Below are 16,863 nucleotides of genomic sequence, written 5' to 3'. Positions count from 1 at the left end.
CGCGGAGCCGGTGGCAGGATGGCCGGCATGCTCATCGTCGCCGGCACCCTCTACGTCGATCCGGCCCGGCGGGACGCCTACCTGGCGTCCTGCGAGGCCGCCGTCCGGGCGGCCCGCGCCGCGCCCGGCTGCGTCGACTTCGCGGTCAGCGCGGACCTGGTCGAGCCGGGCCGGATCAACGTCTACGAGCGGTGGGAGTCCGACGAGCAGTTGCTGGCGTTCCGGGGCTCCGGCCCGGAGGCCGAGCAGGTGACGGAGATCCTCGGCGCCGAGGTGCACAGGTTCCGCATCTCCGGCGTCGAGGCTCCCTGACCGCGGCTAGAGGAAGACGTCGAGCAGCAGGACGCCGAGGAAGCCGACCACCGAGATGATGGTCTCCATCACCGACCAGCTCTTGATGGTCTGCCCGACGGTCAACCCGAAGTACTCCTTCACCAGCCAGAAGCCGGCGTCGTTGACGTGGGAGAAGAACAGCGACCCACAGCCGATGGCCAGCGCCAGCAGCGCCACCTCGGGGCCCTGGAGCGTGGCGGCCAGCGGCGCGACGATGCCGGCGGCGGTGATGGTGGCGACAGTGGCCGAGCCGGTGGCGACCCGGATGCCGACCGCGACCAGCCAGCCGAGCAGCAGCGGGGAGATGTTCGCGCCCTCGGCGGCGTCCGCGACCAGGTTGCCCACACCGGCGTCCACGAGCACCTGCTTGAAGCCGCCGCCGGCGGCGACGATCAGCAGGATGCCGGCGATCGGCGGCAGTGAGCCGCCGAGGAAACCGGAGACCTGGGTACGGCTGAAGCCGGACCGGTAGCCCAGGAAGATCATGGCGAAGACGACGCCGGCGAGCAGGGCGATGATCGGGGTGCCGACGATGTCCAGCGCCTTGCGGCCGGCGGTGTCCTCGCCCAGCGTCAGCTCGCCGATGGCCCGCAGCAGCATCAGCACCACCGGCAGCAGCACCGTGACCACTGCCGCCCAGAGCGCCGGGGGCCGGCGGGAGCGCCGCCCGGCCGGCTCGTCGATCGCGCCACCGGGCCGTCCGGTGCCCGGGTTGACCAGGTCGTCCTCGGTGACCAGGTCGCCGTCGGCGTCGAGCCGGCCGTCACCGGGCCGGGTCGGGCTGCGGTCGTCGGCGGCGTCGCGCCGGGTCGGCAGCAGCGCGGCGGGGGCGGTGGCCGGCACGTACCGGGCGATGAAGTTGCCGAAGACCGGGCCGGCGATGATCACCGTGGGGATCGCCACCAGCAGGCCCAGGGCGAGCGTCTGACCGAGGTTGGCGCCGAGCGCGTCGATCGCCACCAGCGGGCCGGGGTGCGGCGGCACCAGGCCGTGCAGCACCGACAGGCCGGCGAGCGCGGGAATGCCGATCTTCATCAGCGGTACGTTCACCCGCAGCGAGACCAGCAGCACGATCGGCACCAGCAGCACCACGCCGACCTCGAAGAACAGCGGCAGGCCGATGAGCGCGGCCACACCGGCCATCGCCCAGGGCAGTGCGGTTCCGGAGACCCGGCCGACCACCCGTTCCACGATGCCGTCCGCCCCGCCGGACTCGGCCAGCAGGCCGCCGATCATCGCGCCGAGCGCGATCAGCAGGCCCACGCCGCCGACTGTGGAGCCGACGCCGCCGCTGAACGACGTGACGATCTTGTCGACGGGTACGGCGGCGACCACGCCGAGCACCGCGGCGCCGAGGATCAGCGCCAGGAACGGGTGCACCTTGCCCCACGCGATGAGCAGCACCACCGCGGCGATGCCCAGCAGGGCCGCGAGGACGAGCTGGGTGTCACCGGCGTTCGTCAGCGGTTCCGCGGGTGCGGCGAGCAGTGTGACCACGGCTATCACGCCCTTCGGTCGTCAGCGGGGTGGTGCGGTGGGTGGTCGTTCCGGCGGCAGGCTCGGGGCCATCCGCCGCAGGGACGCGAACGTGGGTACGAGCGCGTCGTACAGCTCGGAGAAGAGAGGGAGCAGCGCGGCGTACGTGGCGGCGGAGGCGGGATCCGGGCGGACCGTCTCCTCGATCCGGACCAGGTCGGCGGCGACCTCGATCGAGGAGATCAGGCCGAGCGCCTGCATGCCGAGCAGCGCGGCGCCGAAGCCGGACCCCTCGTGCCCGGCGGGAAACCGCACCGGCATGCCGAGCGCGTCGGCGAGGATCTGCCGCCACAGCGCACTACGGGCGAAACCACCGCTGGCGCGGATCTCGTGTACCTCGTTCCCGGCCGCCCGGACCGAGGCGAGGACCAGGGCGAGCTGCTGACAGACGCCCTCCAGCGCGGCCCGGACCAGGTGCGGCCGGCCGTGGCCGTGGGTCAGCCCGACGTACGCGCCGCGGGGCAGCGCGCTCCAGTGCGGCGCCCGCTCGCTCAGCAGGTACGGCAGCATGATCAGCCCGCCGGAGCCGACCGGCGCCGTGGCGGCCAGGTCGAGCAGCTCCTCCTCGGCGTGCTCGCCCAACTCCGGGGCGAGCGCGTCGCCTGCCCACTGGAGGACGATTCCGCCGTTGTTGATCGCGCCGCCGACCACCCAGCGGTCCTCGGTGAGCGCGTAGCAGAACACGCCGCCGAGCGGGTCCACGCCGGGGCGTTCCACCATCACCCGCATCGCGCCGCTGGTGCCGATCGAGCAGGCCACCATGCCGGGCCGTACCGCGCCGAGCCCCAGGTTCGCCAGCGGTCCGTCACCGGCGCCCACCACGAGCGGGGTGTCCGCCGGCAGCCCGGTGGCCCGCGCCGCCTCGGCGGTGAGCCCTGGGAGCACGTGGGTGGTGGGTACGAGCTGGGGAAGCTGCTCCTCGGTGATGCCGGCGACGCGGAGCGCCCCGGTGTCCCAGGCCAGCCGGTGGATGTCCATCAGGCCGGTGGCGGAGGCGACCGAGTGGTCGGTGACGAGCGCCTCGGCGAGCCGCCGCAGCACGAGATCCTTGATGCCGACCCAGTGCGCGACCCGCTCGTGCAGTTTCGGTTCCTGCTCGGCGAACCAGACCAGCTTGGGCAGCGGCGCCATCGGGTGGACCGGGGTGCCGGTGCGCCGGTGCAGGGCGAGCCCGGACGGCGCGGCGCGCAGGCGTTCGGCCTGCGCGCTGGCCCGCGAGTCGGCCCAGGTGATCGACGGGGTCAGCGGGGTGCCGTCGGCGTCCAGGCCGATCAGGCTGTGCATGGCGGTGCTGAACGACAGGCCCGCCACCGGTACGCGCAGCTCGTCCACCACCGCGCGGATCACGCCGATCACCGCTTCGTAGATGAGGTCCGGGTCCTGCTCGGCCCAGCCCGGGTTCGGCTCCTCCAGGGGGTAGCCGATCGAGTGGCTGGCCAGTTGCCGGCCGGTGGTGTCGAACGCGACGGCCTTGGAGCTGGTGGTGCCGATGTCCACTCCCACCACCACGGCCGGGTCGCCCACCGGTGCACCTCCTCGCCGCCCGGGGGCCGCGTTCCGCCCCGCCGTTGCGGCTGACGTTACCGATGTGTCCACCCGCGCGCAGGACGAAGCGGGACCGCCGGGAGCCGGTGGCACGGAAGGTGAATCGACGCAGGAGTTTCCGCCGATTGTGTCAGTCAATCAGCCGATCGGTCTAATTGGCGAATTTCGCGTGTCTTCGTACCCCTGCCGCACCGTTGACATGAATGACACCCCGATTGGTGGGCTCGCGCGGCGGAGGAGTCGGCGTGGCGAAGACTGATTCGACGGGTTCCACATGGCGGTACCGGTGGGCGCACCGGCAGAACGAACGGCGGCAGCGGGCCTTCCGTGCGGCCGACGAGGCGTGGCGACGCCGCGACGACGAGCTGCGCCGCCTGCGTACGCTCGCGGTGTCCTTCCACGGTTCGGCCCAGGCGGGCGTCGGCCTGCCGATGGAGCTGGCCCCCGGCGAGGTGGTCTTCTGGACGCTCCCGGCCGCGCAACTGGTGGAGGTGCGGCACACCGCCGTGCTGCCCGCCCCCGAACTGACAGTCGACCCCGACCCGCCCGTGTTGCGCCCGCGCCGCCCCGAGGGGGTCAAGGTGGTCGACGCCGGGCTGGCCGTGCTCACCAACCGGCGTCTGGTGCTGCTCGGCGGACGCGGCCGGCGTGACTGGGCGTACGGCCGGATGACCGGCCTGTCCCACGACCCCGGCGCCCCGGTCACCCTGATCCAGGTGCTGGACCGGCGGCGTACCTCCGGGTTGCTGCTGCCCACCGGCGCGGCGGCCGACTTCCGGTTCACGCTCACGCTGGCGTTCGCCGACGCGATCGAGCAGCGCGCCGCGGTCGTGGCCGAGCTGGACGAGCTGATCGCGGAGCACACCGCCGCGCGACCCGAACGACCGGCCGTGCTCACCCCCGCCCAGGCCCGCGTCACCGCGCTGGTGCCCGGCGGCCGGCGGACGGTGGCGGTCGGCGCGGCGCTCGCGCTGATCGTGCCGGCGATGCTCATCGAGTCCAACCCGCCCACCCGGGCCGGCTCGGAGCGCGCCGCCGCCGCGACCCCGGGAGCCAGCGGCACCCCCGCGCCGCCGCACGTCGCGCCGGCCGTCCAGGTCCGGCCCAGCACGAGCCCGGAGCCGTCCCGCGCCCGTCCCGCCCCGCCGCGCGGCACGCCGCAGCCGCCGCCCGAGCGCCGCTGCGGCGCCCCGGCGAACCCCTTCGGGTACGACTTCTGCGGCGGCCAGCGGATCCGCAGGCCGGCCGCCGGTGTCTGCGACTGGTTCGAGTGCGTGCCCGGGTTCTGGTCCGACCGCGGCTGGCTGGTGCAGTGCCGCGACGGCTCGGTCAGCCGCACCGGCGGCCAGCGCGACGTGTGCGCCGGTCACAAGGGGTTCCGCCGTACCGTCTGGCGGTGACGGTGGTCAGGCCACCGGGCGGGGTGTGACGCGCAGCGGCAGCAGCCCGGCCAGCACCAGCGCGGCGCCCACCGGCAGCAGGTTCAGGTTCACCGCGATCGCCAGGAACCCGGCGAGCACCAGCACCGGCGCCCACACCGGCAGCAGCCGTGCCGCCGCCGCCCGGTACAGCAGCACCAGCAGGCCCACCTCGAACAGCAGCGGCCCGCCGTACAGCACCAGGCCGGGCGTGCGCACCGCTTCGGCGAAGCTCGGGAACAGGTCACCGAGGATCACCCAGACGAAGGCGGCGGCGCCGACCAGGCCGGCCGGCGCGGCCACGTCGTCGAGCGTCCGCAACCGCGACGACCGGGTACGCAGCAGGCCGTGCAGCCCGACGATCAGCGCGGCGAAGCCGAGGACGCCGAGCAGGAACAGGGTGTGGCCGGTGTTCCACGCCCAGGCGCCCTTGTCGCTGTGCCCGTCCAGGCGGTCGAGCAGGCGCAGCAGACCGTAGCCGAGCAGCAGCGCCGCCGACGTCACGGCGACCGGGCGTAACCACTGGTACGCGGGACGAGCGCGGGAATCGAGAAGGCTCATCGCCTCAGCGTTCCGGGCGACCGCGCGGGGGACATCGGGGAGCGGTCCCGAACCGGACCCGATCAATCCGCTCGCCTCCCGTAGGGGTGCCCGGATACCGTCCCGCCGTGTCCCGCACCGTCACGCTCGTCCTGCTCGACTCCGCCGGCCGCCCGCTCGGCGCGCTGCCGCCGTTCGGCGTACCGGAGCCGTGGTGGCAGGAGGTCCACTCGATCGTCGCCGCCGTCCGGCAGCGCCACGGTCTGGAGGTCGCCGTGCTGCGGCTGCTCGACGCCGACCGTCCCGCGCCGCCCGGCGGGCACGTCCGCTACCTGGCGCAGGCTGCCGACACGCCCGCCGTACCCCTGGAATCGGTGACAGTGGACCTTACGCCGCATCCGCTGCGTCAGCAGTGGGCGGAGGCGGGCGGACCGGCCCGCAGCATCGCGTGGGCGACCGGCGAGCTGAGCCGGCTCGGCCACCGGGTGACGGCGGTGGCGCAGCAGCGCACCTGGAACCTCTCCGCCATCTGGCGCCTGGACACCGACCAGGGCCCGGTGTGGCTGAAACAGCTCCCCCCGTTCGCCCACCACGAGCCCACGGTCCTGACCTTCCCCGATGATCAAGGAGTTGGTGCCGGTGTCGATCTCCCTGGTGACCCGAACTCCTTGATCAACGGGCCAGTGGTGCTCGCCTCCGACGGGGAGGGGCGGATGCTGCTGGCGGACGTGCCGGGGGAGGACCGGTACGGGGCCGGGGAAGGGGAACGGGGCGCGATCGCGGCCGGGCACCATCTGGTGCAACTGCGGGCGTGCGGGGTCGTCGGTGAGCTGGTCGCGGCGGGGGTGCCCGATCTGCGCGGGGCCGGGCCGGCGGGCTGGATCCGCGAGCGGCTCGCCGGGCACGACGTGTCGGCCGCCGCCGGTCTGCTCGACGGGCTCGACCACCGGTTGCGGCAGGTCGTCGACTGCGGCCTGCCCGACACGCTCGTGCACGGCGACCTGCACCCCGGCAACGTGCGCGGCGACGGCGGGCGGCGGACGGTGATCGACTGGGCGGACTCGTTCGTCGGCCACCCCGCCTTCGACATCCTGCGCCTCACCGAGGACGTCGACGCGGACGCCGCCGCCCGGCTGATCGACGCGTGGGCGCGGCGGTGGCGGACCGACGTGCCGGGCAGCGACCCGCACCGGGCCGTCGACCTGCTCCGGCCGGTCGCGCCGCTGCGGCAGGCCGCCGTGTACGCGATGTTCCTCGCCGCGATCGAGCCGAGCGAGCACCCGTACCACGTGCACGACGTCCCGGCCGCGCTGGCGCGAGCGGCGGCTACGTCCTAGACCCGGCGCACCGGGATCCACAGCTCCGCGTCGGCGGTGCCGCCGTCCTCGGCGACCCGCACCTGCGAGATCTCCGGCCCCGGCCGGGCCTCGTACGGGTTGGACGGGAACCAGGACGTGAACACGGCCCGCCACAGATGCTGCACCGCCACCGGGAACGCGCCCGAGCTGCGGAACACCGCCCAGTCACCGGCCTCGACCGGGAGACTGCGCAGGCCGTCCGGCACGTCCGCGCCGGTCACCGCCGCGTACCAGTAGTCCAGCTCGGCGCCCTCGTCGCGGGAACCGGCCAGCTCGGCGCTGACGTTGACGATCCCGTGCGGCTCCTGGTCGGACAGCGCCTCGATCCGGCGTACGGTGGCCGGGTCGAGGCCCCTGACGAACGCCACGATGTGCGGGTTCATCCCCTCGTGCACGAGCGGCACCCGGGCCGTCAACCCGGCGAGCCGGAAGGCGTCCTTGGCCACGATCCGGTAGTCCATGCTGGTGTTCCCTTCGACGACGAGCCGGAAGGACATCCGGGGCTGGGACCGCAGCACCGCGCCGGCCTGCCGGGCCTGCGTCGGCCCGACGCCGTGCACGGCCCGGAACGCGCGGGCGAACGCCTCGTTCGAGCCGTACCCCCAGCGGACCGCCACGTCGAGCAGCGACTCCCGGCCGGCGAGCACGTCGGCGCCGGCCAGCGTCATCCGGCGGCGGCGCACGTACTCCGACAGCGGCAGCCCGGCCAGCGCCGAGAACAGCCGGCCGAAGTGGTGTTCCGACACACCGGCGATCCGGGCCAGCGCGGCCACGTCGAGCGGCCGGTCGAGCCGCTGTTCGAGGTGGTCAAGCGCGGCGTTGAGCCGATCCAGCACCCGATCTTCCTTCCTGGTGACGCCGTCGACGCTAGGTTCCCGGCCGTCCGCCGACCCGATCACACCGGGCCTGATCCGGTCGCCTCGTCGACAGTGGCGGGCGTGTCGCATCATGGCGTCGTGATCTTCCGGAAGCGGCACCACAAGAAAAAGAAGAGCCGGGACTGGTGCAACTGCGACGTGCCCACCTGTGACGGTCCGGGCTGCTGCGACCTGGGCCTCTTCTCGATGCTGCTCACCCTCGGCTCGGTGACCGCGGGCGTCGTCCGGCGACCCGCCGTGGACCGGGCCGGCCGGGCCGCCATCCTCGGTTACCGGCGCTGGCTGTCGCACCGCTGGCCGGCGACCTGTCGCTACACGCCCACGTGCAGCGCGTACGGGCTCGCCGCGGTCGAGCGGTACGGGCTGGCGGTGGGCGGCCGGATGGCCGCCGACCGGGTACGCCGCTGCCGCCCCGACGTGCCGCACGGCACCCACGACCCGGTGCGCTGACGCCGGCTCGCCCTGCCGGTGCGCCTCGCGTGCCGGCGGGGTCATCCGACCGGCATGCCTCCGCCGGTCCGCCTCGCGTGCCGGCCGGCGCTCACCCGACCGGCGTGGGGCCGCCGAAGACGACCGGTACGCCGGGGGAGTAGAGCACGCTCACCGGTGGCCCGTCCGGTGCGGGCAGTCCGGCGGCGGTGACCAACTCGTCGTCCAGGTGCAGCAGCTCGGCGCGGTGCAGCGGCCACCGCGGATGCCAGTTCGGCAGGTGCCGGGTACGGCCGTACGCGCGGGTGTGCAGACCCCAGCGCGCGGTGAGGAAGTGTTCGAGCGGCGTCGGATCGGGGATCGGCGCGCCGACGCGTACCGTCATCCGGCTGGTCGCGCCCGCCGGACCGGGCCAGCGACGGCGGCAGCGGTAGGTGAGCGTGTCACCGGACCGCTCCAGCCGCATCGCCGACCACTTGTACGGCAGGCGCAGGCTCACCTGCGCCACCAGCACCGGCACCAGCCGGGACGCGTCCAGCGAGCGGAACACGACAGCGCGCCGCCCCGAACCGTCGACCGAGTAGAGCCGGACGTTCGTCTCCCAGAACGTGCCGAAGTAGGGCACGCCCGGCCCCCGGCCGAGCCCCAGCCCGACCATCCGGAAACCGATCAGCCCGACGTAGGTGAGCCCGCCGAGCGTGTCGGGCCGGGTGCCGGCGGGCAGCAGCGGCGCGACCCGCTCCGGCGGGACCGCCCAGTGCAGGAAGGTGAGATCGTGCCAGCGCTGGGCCAGCCAGGCCCGGCGGATGGCGCGTGCGGGCGAGTGCGCGACCGGCTCGACCTCCACCGCCCTCACTCCGGCCGGTGGCAGACCGCCTCGACGTTGTTGCCGTCCGGGTCGCGGACGAACGCGCCGTAGTAGGCCGCGTGGTATTCCGGCCACTCCTTCGGCGCGTGCAGCACCTCGGCGCCGGCGGCCACCGCCGCGTCGTGGAACGCCCGCACGGCGGCCCGGTCGGACGCGGTGAACGCGATGTGCACCGGCACCGGCGTGGCCTCGGACGGCGCGGGCTCGACCCAGAAGTCGGGCGCGTCGACGCCGTAGCCGATCGGGCCGGGCTCCATCAGCCGCCGCCCGCCCAGCGGGGCGAGCACCGCGTCGTAGAAGGCGCCGGCCGCCCCCAGGTCGCGCACCGCTACGGAGAAGTGGTCGAGCACGTCGCCTCCCTGCGATCGTCGATGACCGCCCCAGGCTACGAGCCGCCTACGACACTTCTCTCCGCCTCCGCCTCCGCACCCGCCGGTGCGGAGGCGGAGGCGCGAGCGCCGAAGGGTCGATTCCGGTCGTCCGCGCCGCGCAGAACTGCTACGTTCGGAGCATCCTAATTATGGCACTTTGTCCATTTGACCCCGGGGGGATCGATGCTTGGAGGGCAGTATTCCAGCCAGTACCACATGTCCTTCGACCTCGATACGCCGGAAGCCGATCGACGCGCTGCGGAGGAAGCCGCCGAGGACTACGACCGGCGCCGGCGCAGCGCGGCAGAGGTCCGCGACGTGCGGCTGGCGGACGTCGTCGAACGCGGCAACCACCGCATTCGGGAACTTCTCGGCGCGGAGAACTGGCTGTCGCTGCGGAAGCGGATGCACGGTGAACGGACGAGGTTCCGTGACCTCCTCCAGCCCCCGGCCGGTCTGGAAGCCGACTACGACTCCCTCGACGCCCAGCGCAGGGCGAACGTCCAGGCGTACTTCGACAGTCTGGGCGGCGACCGCGCGCAGGTGCGGCGCATCGTCGAGGAGACGAGGTCGGCCACGCAGGAGTTGCTGCCGCGCACGGAGGCGACCGCCGGATACGCCTCGTGGCTGCACGACGACGAGCGACCGGCACCGCCGGATCAGGGCGCGGGCCGGGACGACCCACACGCCTGGACGCCGTTCCGTCCGCCGTTCCCGGGAACCCAGCGGGGCTTCGATCCGCACAACCTCGGCGGCTTCCGGATCTCGCGGACGCGCTTCCTCGACCAGTTCACCGGACTGACCGGCAACGAGCTGAGGCTCGACAACAACGACGCGGACGACTTCGACAACGGCTGGGCCGTCGTGGACACCCAGATCGGGTTCAACTTCCGCGCGCCCGCGACGGGCGCGGTGGAGATCTTCATCGAGGCGCGCTGCGGCAGTGCCCTGCACGAACTGCGGGTGGTGGACGAGTTCGGTGTCTCGGATTCCTCCACCTCGCAGGAGAACTTCCTGATGATGCACGTGCTGCACAACAACGTCACCGCACCGTCGTTCGCCTCGATGTCCCGCTTCAAGTGGGTCACCGACCGCACGGGTGTGATCGTCCGGGAATTCCTGACCCCGGGCGGCCTGTTCACGGCACGCCTGTTCAGCAACGGCCCGATCCAAAGGGGCCAGACCGTCCACATCCGAGCCGGCACCCGCACCAGCGACGGCTCGATCACCAATGACATGGAGATCAACAGCAAGTCGACCATGAGGTGGAGCCTCGGCACGGTGTGGGCACGGATCGCGCCCTGACGGTGCGGTCATCCGGTGGTCCCCGGCGTGCCCCTCGACCTGGCCCGCCGCCGCGCGGTGTCTGCGACCGTCAGCAGGCCGGGAACCGCGCCCGCCAGCCAGATCACGCCCACCGGCCAGTGGATCAGCGAGCCCACCGCGCCGCGGATCGCCGGCACGTCACCCACCACGTAGGACGCCTCCGGGTCGGCCGTGCGGCAGTCGAGCGTCCACGTACCGGGCGACGGCACCCGCACGGTCGCCACCCAGGCATAGGTGGCGGCGTCGCCGCCGTAGTCGCCCGGCTGCACGGAGACCGGCTCGGCCGTCCGGATCTCCGAGCCGCCGCCGGTGACCCGGCAGTCCGGGTCCGCCGGGGAGAAGCCCACCGAGAAGATCGCGTACGCCCCGGCGACCGGCGCCGTGAACCGGCCCGCCGACGTCGCGTAGGGACCGGCTCCGCCGTACTCCCGAGGGGGTTGCCCGATCGTGCTGTCCTCGGCGCCGAGCCGTACCGCGGACTGCGCCAGCAGGGCGCCGAACACCACGGTGAGCCCGCCGACGAGATAGCCACGACGCGACGCCGGGCGGGCCCGGCGGGGCAGGCGCCCGCCCACGGCGTAACCGATCAGCGCGCCGGCCACCGCGAGCGCCGCGCCACCGAGCAGAGCCCGCCCCCAGCGGGCCTCGCCGGTCAGCGGCACGATCCACCGGAAGAACGCCAGCGACACCGCGAGAAGCGCCGTGGCGACCAGCGTGGACACGCCGACGGCCGCCGCGGCGCGCCGGGGTTGCCGGGCCGCCAGCACGGCGGCGAGCAGCGGCGACGCGAGTACGGGCCACCACAGCGCGGTGGAGAGCGGCTGATCCTCCTCCCACCTGTGCGTCCACTCGTAGACGACGAGCGGCGCCGGCACGGTCGCGGCCAACCAGGCCGTCAGCACTCCGGGACCGGGCAGCCGCACGCTCATCAACCGATCCTCGACCACCCGGTTCATCGACGGAAGTCCGCGAGGCGTCCGAAAGGGATTGCTCACACAGCGTAGGATCGCGTGCGACACAGCCGAACACACGGGGGAAACGATGTTCGAGCGCCTGGGCAGATTCGTCGTCGGCAAGGCCTGGTGGGTGATCGGCGGCTGGGTCGTCGCCGCTATCGCGATCATCGCCGCCAGCCCGTCGCTGAGCGACATCACCTCCGCCGACCAGGAGAGCTTCCTGCCGCGCTCCTACGAGTCGGTGCAGGCCACCGAGCTGGCCACCAAGTCGTTCCCGCAGGCGGCGACCGCCACCGCCACGATCGTGGTCAAGCGGAGCGACGGCAAGCCCCTCACCCCGGCCGACGAGGCGCGCGTCGGGCAGCTCGCCCAGACGCTCAAGGGGCGGAACATCCCGCAGACCACCGGCTACCTGACCGGCCCGCAGGCCGTCGCGCCGGACAAGTCGGTGCAGATCATCTCCGTCGGCCTCGACGCCGACACCCCCGACGACCCGAAGCTGCTCGACGCCGTCCGCGACCTGCGCGCCGGCCTCGGCGCGGACCTGGCCGGCAGCGGCCTGACCGCCGGGGTGGCAGGCGACGTGGCGAGCTTCGTCGACAACGAGGACACGTTCAACGACGCGTTCGCCGTCGTCGGTGTCGCCACCATCGTCCTCATCATCGGGCTGATCCTGATCATCTTCCGCAGCCCGATCGCCGCGCTGCTGCCGGTGGTGGTCATCAGCGTGGTCATGTCCGTCACCACCGGGCTGGTCGCCGCCGCCGGCAAGGCGTTCGACCTCAACGTCAGCCAGGATTTGCAGACCATCCTGCTGATCGTGCTGTTCGGCATCGGCACCGACTACATCCTGTTCCTGCTGTTCCGCTACCGGGAGCGGCTGCGCGCCGGCGACGACAAGCGCACCGCGATGATCGTCTCGGTGCAGCGGGTCGGCGAGGTCATCACCTCGGCCGCCGGCGCGGTCATCGTGGCGTTCCTGGTGCTGCTGCTCGCCTCACTCGGATTCTTCGGCTCGCTCGGCCCGGCGCTCGCCATCGCCGTCGGCGTCATGCTCGTCACCTCGCTGACCCTGATCCCGGCGCTCGTCTCGCTGCTCGGCCGGTGGGTGTTCTGGCCGTCGAAGGCGTGGCAGCGCCCACCCAAGGCGACCCTGTCCCGGCGGCTCGGCGACGTCGTCGGCCGCCGCCCGGCCGTCGTGGCCGCGGCCTCCGGCGCGCTGCTCGTCGCGCTCGCCGCCGGGGTGCTCGGCTACAAGGCCGACTACGACTTCAGCGCCGGCTTCCCGCAGGACACCGAGTCGGCGCGGGCCGCCCAGGACCTCCAGCGCGGGTTCGCCGCCGGGGCGCTCGCGCCCACCGAGGTCTACCTGACCACCGGCAACGGCACCCCGCTCACCGAGCAGCAGGTGAACGACTTCGCCGCCGCGGCGGCCCGGGCGCCCGGCGTGGGGCAGGCGCAACCGCCGGAGCGCAGCGCCACCGACCCGAGCGTCGTCCGGATCAACCTGCTGCTGAACGAGAACCCGATGTCCAACGAGGCGATCACGCTCGTACGCGACGACCTGCGGAAGTCCCTGCACGAGGCGGCTCCGCCGGGCACCAAGGCGCTGGTCGGCGGTGCCACGGCGATCTTCGCGGACATCAACTCGGCGAACAACCGGGACCTGTCGGTGATCCTCCCGGTCGCCGCCCTTCTGATCGCGATCATCCTCGCGCTGCTGCTGCGCAGCCTCGTCGCGCCGATCTACCTGGTGATCGCGGTGCTGCTCAACTTCGCCGCCACGCTCGGCGCGACGGTCTACGTGTTCCAGGGGCTCCAGGGCAACCCGGGCGTGACGTTCCAGTTGCCGATCATCCTCTACCTGTTCGTGGTGGCGATCGGCACCGACTACAACATCCTGATGATCGCCCGGCTACGCGAGGAGGCGCGCGAGGGCCACGAGCCGCACCAGGCCGCCGCGATCGGCGTCGAACACGCCGGCCCGACAGTCGCCGCCGCCGGGCTGATCCTGGCCGGCACGTTCGGGGTGCTGATGCTCGCGCCGATCTCGTTCCTCCAGCAGATGGGCTTCGCGGTGGCGATCGGGATCGTGCTGTCCGCGTTCGTCATGTCGATGTTCTTCGTACCGGCGCTGACCGGGCTGATCGGCCACAAGGCGTGGTGGCCGGGGCACGGCGACGAACGGCGCAACGGCGGCGGCCGGCACACGGCGCCGGAGCCGGTGAGCGCGTCCGAGGTCTGAGGGCGGTCCGTGCGGGTCTCAGTTCCGCAATGAGGGGCTTCCTGTCGCCAGCGGCGCTACGAGAACGCGCACGGTGACGGCATCGGGCTCGAATCCCGCGAGTGTGCGCGCCGTGTGCGACGGCAGGTGCAGGAGGGTTATGGCTGCCTGTAGTTGGCCGGTGGGGGAGATTGCGTTGCCGTATGACATGACGAGGGCTTCATCGACCGAGTCACGGATTTCATCGAGATGCGCGTTGTCCCATTTGCTCTCAATGAGCCATTTTCATCTTGGGTAGCGGTCGGCTTCGAGGTGGTACAGGACGAGGATGGCCTGCACGATGGCGGTCGCTCGGTGTGGGCAGCAGCGCAGCTTGGTCAGGATTTTCCAGGTCTTGAGGGTGGCGATCGCGCGTTCGCCGCGGGCGCGGATCTTCGCGTGGGCCCGGTTGACGGCCTTTTGCCGGCGTGACAGCTTCGGCCGGAAGCGGCGCCGCTTGAACGGGGTGCGCACGCTGCCGCTGGCGCCTTGGTAGCCCTTGTCCGTGAAGGTCATCACGTCGGCGCTGGTCAGGGCGTCGATGATGGCGTGGGTGCGGGCGGCGGTCAGGTCGTGCGTCGAGCCGGGCAGCGCGGCCGAGGCCCAGACGAGACGCCCGGCCGCGTCGGCGATGACCTGCACGTTCACTCCGTGACGCTTGTGCTTCCCGGAGTAGTACGGCTTCTGGTTGGCGACCCGGTCGATCGGGATCAGGGTGCCGTCGAGGATTGCGTAGGCGAGCAGCCGGATCCTGGTCATGGCCGTGGCCAGGTCGTCGGTGGTCGCGGCGAGGAGGTCGATGGCCTCGCGGACATAACGCCAGGCCGTCGTGACGCCGATCTCGAATCCGGCGGCCAGGCGGGTCAGGGTGTCGCCATTGCGCAGGTGGGCCAGGGCGAGCAGGGCTTGCCGGCCGGGGTCGAGGCGTCGCCACCGGGACCGTCGCTGCTGGCGGCGGGTTCGGATGAGGGCAGCGAGGTGGTTCAGGCTGCGGGTGGACAACGGAATCGCGGCAGGGTAAGACAGCACAGCGAGGCTCCCGGTTGGGGCATCTGATCTTGGTCGATTGCTGTCTTACCGGGAGCCTCGTCCTACATGGACACCGGCCTCCCGCGCCGCCCGTGACCTGCACCGTCACGATGAAAATGGCTCAATGATGGTGTAGGCCTGCGCGTAGTGGCGCTCGAGCAGTGGACACCGCAGTGACATCCACGGCAAGAGCGATTCGCCGACCGGCCCGGGGATCTTCCCAAGCGTCGAGTAGAGCGCCCTGCTCCATGAGCTTGGCCTCGACCTTCGATCGCAGTTCACGCCGGCTTGAGTCGCGCCGTTCGGAAAGGTCGGGTGTTTCCTCATGCGGTCGAGCAGCGAGGGACTCCAGATTCAGTTGGTGCCCCTGCAAGGTGCCGGTGGCTACCACTTGGCGTCCCTCGTATTCAACAGGGTCGTCAGCCGTGGATGCGTCGACGTGCAGGGGGATGGCCATCGTCATGCCATGTTGGTGCCGCCGGAGTTCACCAACGATCCGCTGTCGCCGATGATGAACGGTCGGCCGTGAACAACGACGAGGAGGCCCTCAATTCGCGCGGGTTGCCCCTCATTCAGGACGAGGGACAACCATGGCGCGTCAGGCATGTCGGGAGAGTGGTCATTCGACACGGTTCAGCATAGCGCCAGAGCGGGCCGGTCAGCCGGGTGGACAGCTGCGGTTGTCCGAGCTGCGAAGGAATCGGCGTTGACCGTGAGGATCCACCGATAGACCGGGCACGGCGGCAGTCCGACGTCTTTGCGGTCGCAGCGAAGGTTGCTGAGCTTGATGTTGTAAGTCTTCGCGATGTACTGGCGACGGCTCTCGCACTTCGCAAGAGCCGAGATCTCATTGCCGTCCCACGGCACCCAGGTGGCGAACGTCGTTACCGACGTGCTCGGGCGCGAAACGGCGGCATTGTTCGCTGCGACAGCTTGTGGAGCTGGGCCGAAAATGACGGTAGCGGCCACGCCCGCGGCTAGGCAGTGTCTCGAAGTCGGGTGCGGCGTGTCGGTGATCGATGGATAGCGAGGTCTCCGGTAGAGGGTTCATCGACCAAGAAGAACCTGAATACCGGAGACCTCGTGGACACCATAGCGGTGACGAGGCGGCACGACCTGACCGACGCCCAGTGGAGGGTGTTGGAGTCGCTGCTGCCTGCGGGTAAGCGGCCGGGCCGACCGTCGCAGTGGAGTAAACGGCAGCTCATTGACGGCATCCGGTGGCGGGTGCGCGTCGGTGCGCCGTGGCGGGATGTGCCGGCGTGTTACGGGTCCTGGTAGGCGATCTACGCGCTGTTCCGGCGCTGGCAGCGGGCCGGGGTCTGGCAGCAGATCGTGACCGGCTTGCAGGCCCGCGCGGACGCGGCCGGGTTGATCACCTGGGATGTCAGCGTCGATTCCACCATCGCTCGGGCTCACCAGCATGCCGCGGGCGCGCGTCGGCACCCGCAGCAGCAGATCGAGCCGCCCGGCGGATTCCGTGCCGAGCCGGGCGACCACGCTCTCGGCCGGTCCCGTGGCGGGTGGACCACCAAGCTGCACCTGGCCTGTGAGCAGGGCGGCAAACCGCTGTCGATGCTGCTGACCGCCGGGCACCGCGGTGACAGCCCGCAATTCGCCGGCGTGCTGGCCGGCATCAGAGTGCCCCGCCTCGGTGTCGGTCGTCCCCGGGTGCGACCCGACCGGGTCATCGCCGACCGGGCCTACACCTCCCGCGCCAACCGGACCTACCTACGCCGCCGAGGGATCAAGGCCTGCATCCCCAGCAAGGTCGACCAGGACGCCCACCGGCGGGCCAAGGGCTCCGCCGGCGGCCGGCCACCTGCGTTCGACGCCGAGGTCTACCGGCAGCGCCACGCCGTCGAGTGCGGCATCAACCGCCTCAATCGTCACCGAGGGCTGGCCACCCGATACGAAAAGCTGGCCGTCCGCTACGAAGCCACCGTCCACGTCACCGTGATCAACGAGTGGCTACACGCACTTCGAGACACTGCCTAGCCTCGGTCTTTCACT

At 72.1% G+C, this 16,863-nt stretch carries 15 protein-coding genes and 1 pseudogene; 7 read left to right on the top strand and 9 right to left on the bottom strand.

Going from position 1 to position 16,863, the window contains the following annotated elements; translation table 11 throughout:
* Nucleotides 1–27: 27 nt before the first annotated feature.
* The gene (locus ABIH81_RS02585; protein ID WP_334466205.1) at nucleotides 28–312 is read left to right on the top strand and encodes an antibiotic biosynthesis monooxygenase family protein; all 285 of its coding nucleotides are present in this window, start codon (nucleotides 28–30) and stop codon (nucleotides 310–312) included.
* A 6-nt stretch (nucleotides 313–318) separates the two neighbouring features.
* Here the strand turns inward: ABIH81_RS02585 and ABIH81_RS02580 are convergent, their stop codons facing one another.
* Both ABIH81_RS02580 and ABIH81_RS02575 read right to left on the bottom strand, forming a co-directional pair.
* Nucleotides 319–1,830 carry an SLC13 family permease gene (locus ABIH81_RS02580; protein ID WP_349878843.1) on the bottom strand — a complete coding sequence of 504 codons (1,512 nt, stop codon included), beginning with the start codon at nucleotides 1,828–1,830 and terminating at the stop codon, nucleotides 319–321.
* Between the two features lie 21 nt (nucleotides 1,831–1,851).
* A complete protein-coding gene (locus ABIH81_RS02575; protein WP_349878842.1) occupies nucleotides 1,852–3,393 on the bottom strand; it encodes a gluconokinase in 1,542 nt (513 codons plus the stop codon).
* Nucleotides 3,394–3,659: 266 nt separating this feature from the next.
* Here ABIH81_RS02575 and ABIH81_RS02570 point away from each other — a divergent pair, with 266 nt between their 5' ends.
* Nucleotides 3,660–4,814, top strand: a complete 1,155-nt coding sequence (locus ABIH81_RS02570) for a hypothetical protein (protein WP_349878841.1) — start codon at nucleotides 3,660–3,662, stop codon at nucleotides 4,812–4,814.
* A 6-nt stretch (nucleotides 4,815–4,820) separates the two neighbouring features.
* On the opposite strand, the gene ABIH81_RS02565 is transcribed toward ABIH81_RS02570, so the two are convergent.
* The gene (locus ABIH81_RS02565; RefSeq protein WP_349878840.1) at nucleotides 4,821–5,393 is read right to left on the bottom strand and encodes a hypothetical protein; all 573 of its coding nucleotides are present in this window, start codon (nucleotides 5,391–5,393) and stop codon (nucleotides 4,821–4,823) included.
* 107 nt (nucleotides 5,394–5,500) lie between these two features.
* On the opposite strand from ABIH81_RS02565, the gene ABIH81_RS02560 reads away from it, so the two are divergent.
* Nucleotides 5,501–6,709, top strand: coding sequence for a phosphotransferase (locus ABIH81_RS02560; protein ID WP_349878839.1), 1,209 nt, complete (start codon nucleotides 5,501–5,503; stop codon nucleotides 6,707–6,709).
* Here ABIH81_RS02560 and ABIH81_RS02555 read toward each other — a convergent pair.
* On the bottom strand, nucleotides 6,706–7,566 hold the full coding sequence (locus ABIH81_RS02555; RefSeq protein ID WP_349878838.1) for an AraC family transcriptional regulator: 861 nt from the start codon (nucleotides 7,564–7,566) through the stop codon (nucleotides 6,706–6,708). The two genes, ABIH81_RS02560 and ABIH81_RS02555, sit on opposite strands and share 4 nt — an antisense overlap.
* Nucleotides 7,567–7,686: 120 nt before the next feature.
* Here ABIH81_RS02555 and yidD point away from each other — a divergent pair, with 120 nt between their 5' ends.
* Entirely contained in the window at nucleotides 7,687–8,058 is a 372-nt protein-coding gene (yidD, locus tag ABIH81_RS02550; protein WP_349878837.1) for a membrane protein insertion efficiency factor YidD, read from the top strand.
* A gap of 91 nt (nucleotides 8,059–8,149) precedes the next feature.
* Here yidD and ABIH81_RS02545 read toward each other — a convergent pair whose 3' ends face one another.
* Both ABIH81_RS02545 and ABIH81_RS02540 read right to left on the bottom strand, forming a co-directional pair.
* On the bottom strand, nucleotides 8,150–8,884 hold the full coding sequence (locus tag ABIH81_RS02545; protein ID WP_349878836.1) for a DUF2071 domain-containing protein: 735 nt from the start codon (nucleotides 8,882–8,884) through the stop codon (nucleotides 8,150–8,152).
* 5 nt (nucleotides 8,885–8,889) lie between these two features.
* Nucleotides 8,890–9,255, bottom strand: a complete 366-nt coding sequence (locus ABIH81_RS02540) for a VOC family protein (protein WP_349878835.1) — start codon at nucleotides 9,253–9,255, stop codon at nucleotides 8,890–8,892.
* Between the two features lie 237 nt (nucleotides 9,256–9,492).
* On the opposite strand from ABIH81_RS02540, the gene ABIH81_RS02535 reads away from it, so the two are divergent.
* Nucleotides 9,493–10,581: a hypothetical protein gene (locus ABIH81_RS02535; protein WP_349878834.1), complete on the top strand. Its 1,089-nt coding sequence runs from the start codon at nucleotides 9,493–9,495 to the stop codon at nucleotides 10,579–10,581.
* Between the two features lie 8 nt (nucleotides 10,582–10,589).
* Here ABIH81_RS02535 and ABIH81_RS02530 read toward each other — a convergent pair whose 3' ends face one another.
* Entirely contained in the window at nucleotides 10,590–11,531 is a 942-nt protein-coding gene (locus tag ABIH81_RS02530; protein ID WP_349878833.1) for a hypothetical protein, read from the bottom strand.
* 112 nt (nucleotides 11,532–11,643) lie between these two features.
* On the opposite strand from ABIH81_RS02530, the gene ABIH81_RS02525 reads away from it, so the two are divergent.
* Nucleotides 11,644–13,803: an MMPL family transporter gene (locus ABIH81_RS02525; protein WP_349878832.1), complete on the top strand. Its 2,160-nt coding sequence runs from the start codon at nucleotides 11,644–11,646 to the stop codon at nucleotides 13,801–13,803.
* A 264-nt stretch (nucleotides 13,804–14,067) separates the two neighbouring features.
* Here the strand turns inward: ABIH81_RS02525 and ABIH81_RS02520 are convergent, their stop codons facing one another.
* On the bottom strand, nucleotides 14,068–14,850 hold the full coding sequence (locus ABIH81_RS02520) for a transposase family protein (RefSeq protein ID WP_349878831.1): 783 nt from the start codon (nucleotides 14,848–14,850) through the stop codon (nucleotides 14,068–14,070).
* A gap of 633 nt (nucleotides 14,851–15,483) precedes the next feature.
* A complete protein-coding gene (locus ABIH81_RS02515; RefSeq protein WP_349878830.1) occupies nucleotides 15,484–15,819 on the bottom strand; it encodes a hypothetical protein in 336 nt (111 codons plus the stop codon).
* 114 nt (nucleotides 15,820–15,933) lie between these two features.
* On the opposite strand from ABIH81_RS02515, the pseudogene ABIH81_RS02510 reads away from it, so the two are divergent.
* Nucleotides 15,934–16,848: pseudogene (locus ABIH81_RS02510) on the top strand (IS5 family transposase).
* Nucleotides 16,849–16,863 lie beyond the last annotated feature (15 nt).

The sequence above is a fragment of the Micromonospora sp. HUAS YX12 genome, from assembly GCF_040215685.1.
GTDB lineage: Bacteria > Actinomycetota > Actinomycetes > Mycobacteriales > Micromonosporaceae > Micromonospora > Micromonospora tulbaghiae.
The sequence above is the reverse complement of the archived record's forward strand: the minus strand, read 5'-3'. Positions and strand labels throughout refer to the sequence as shown.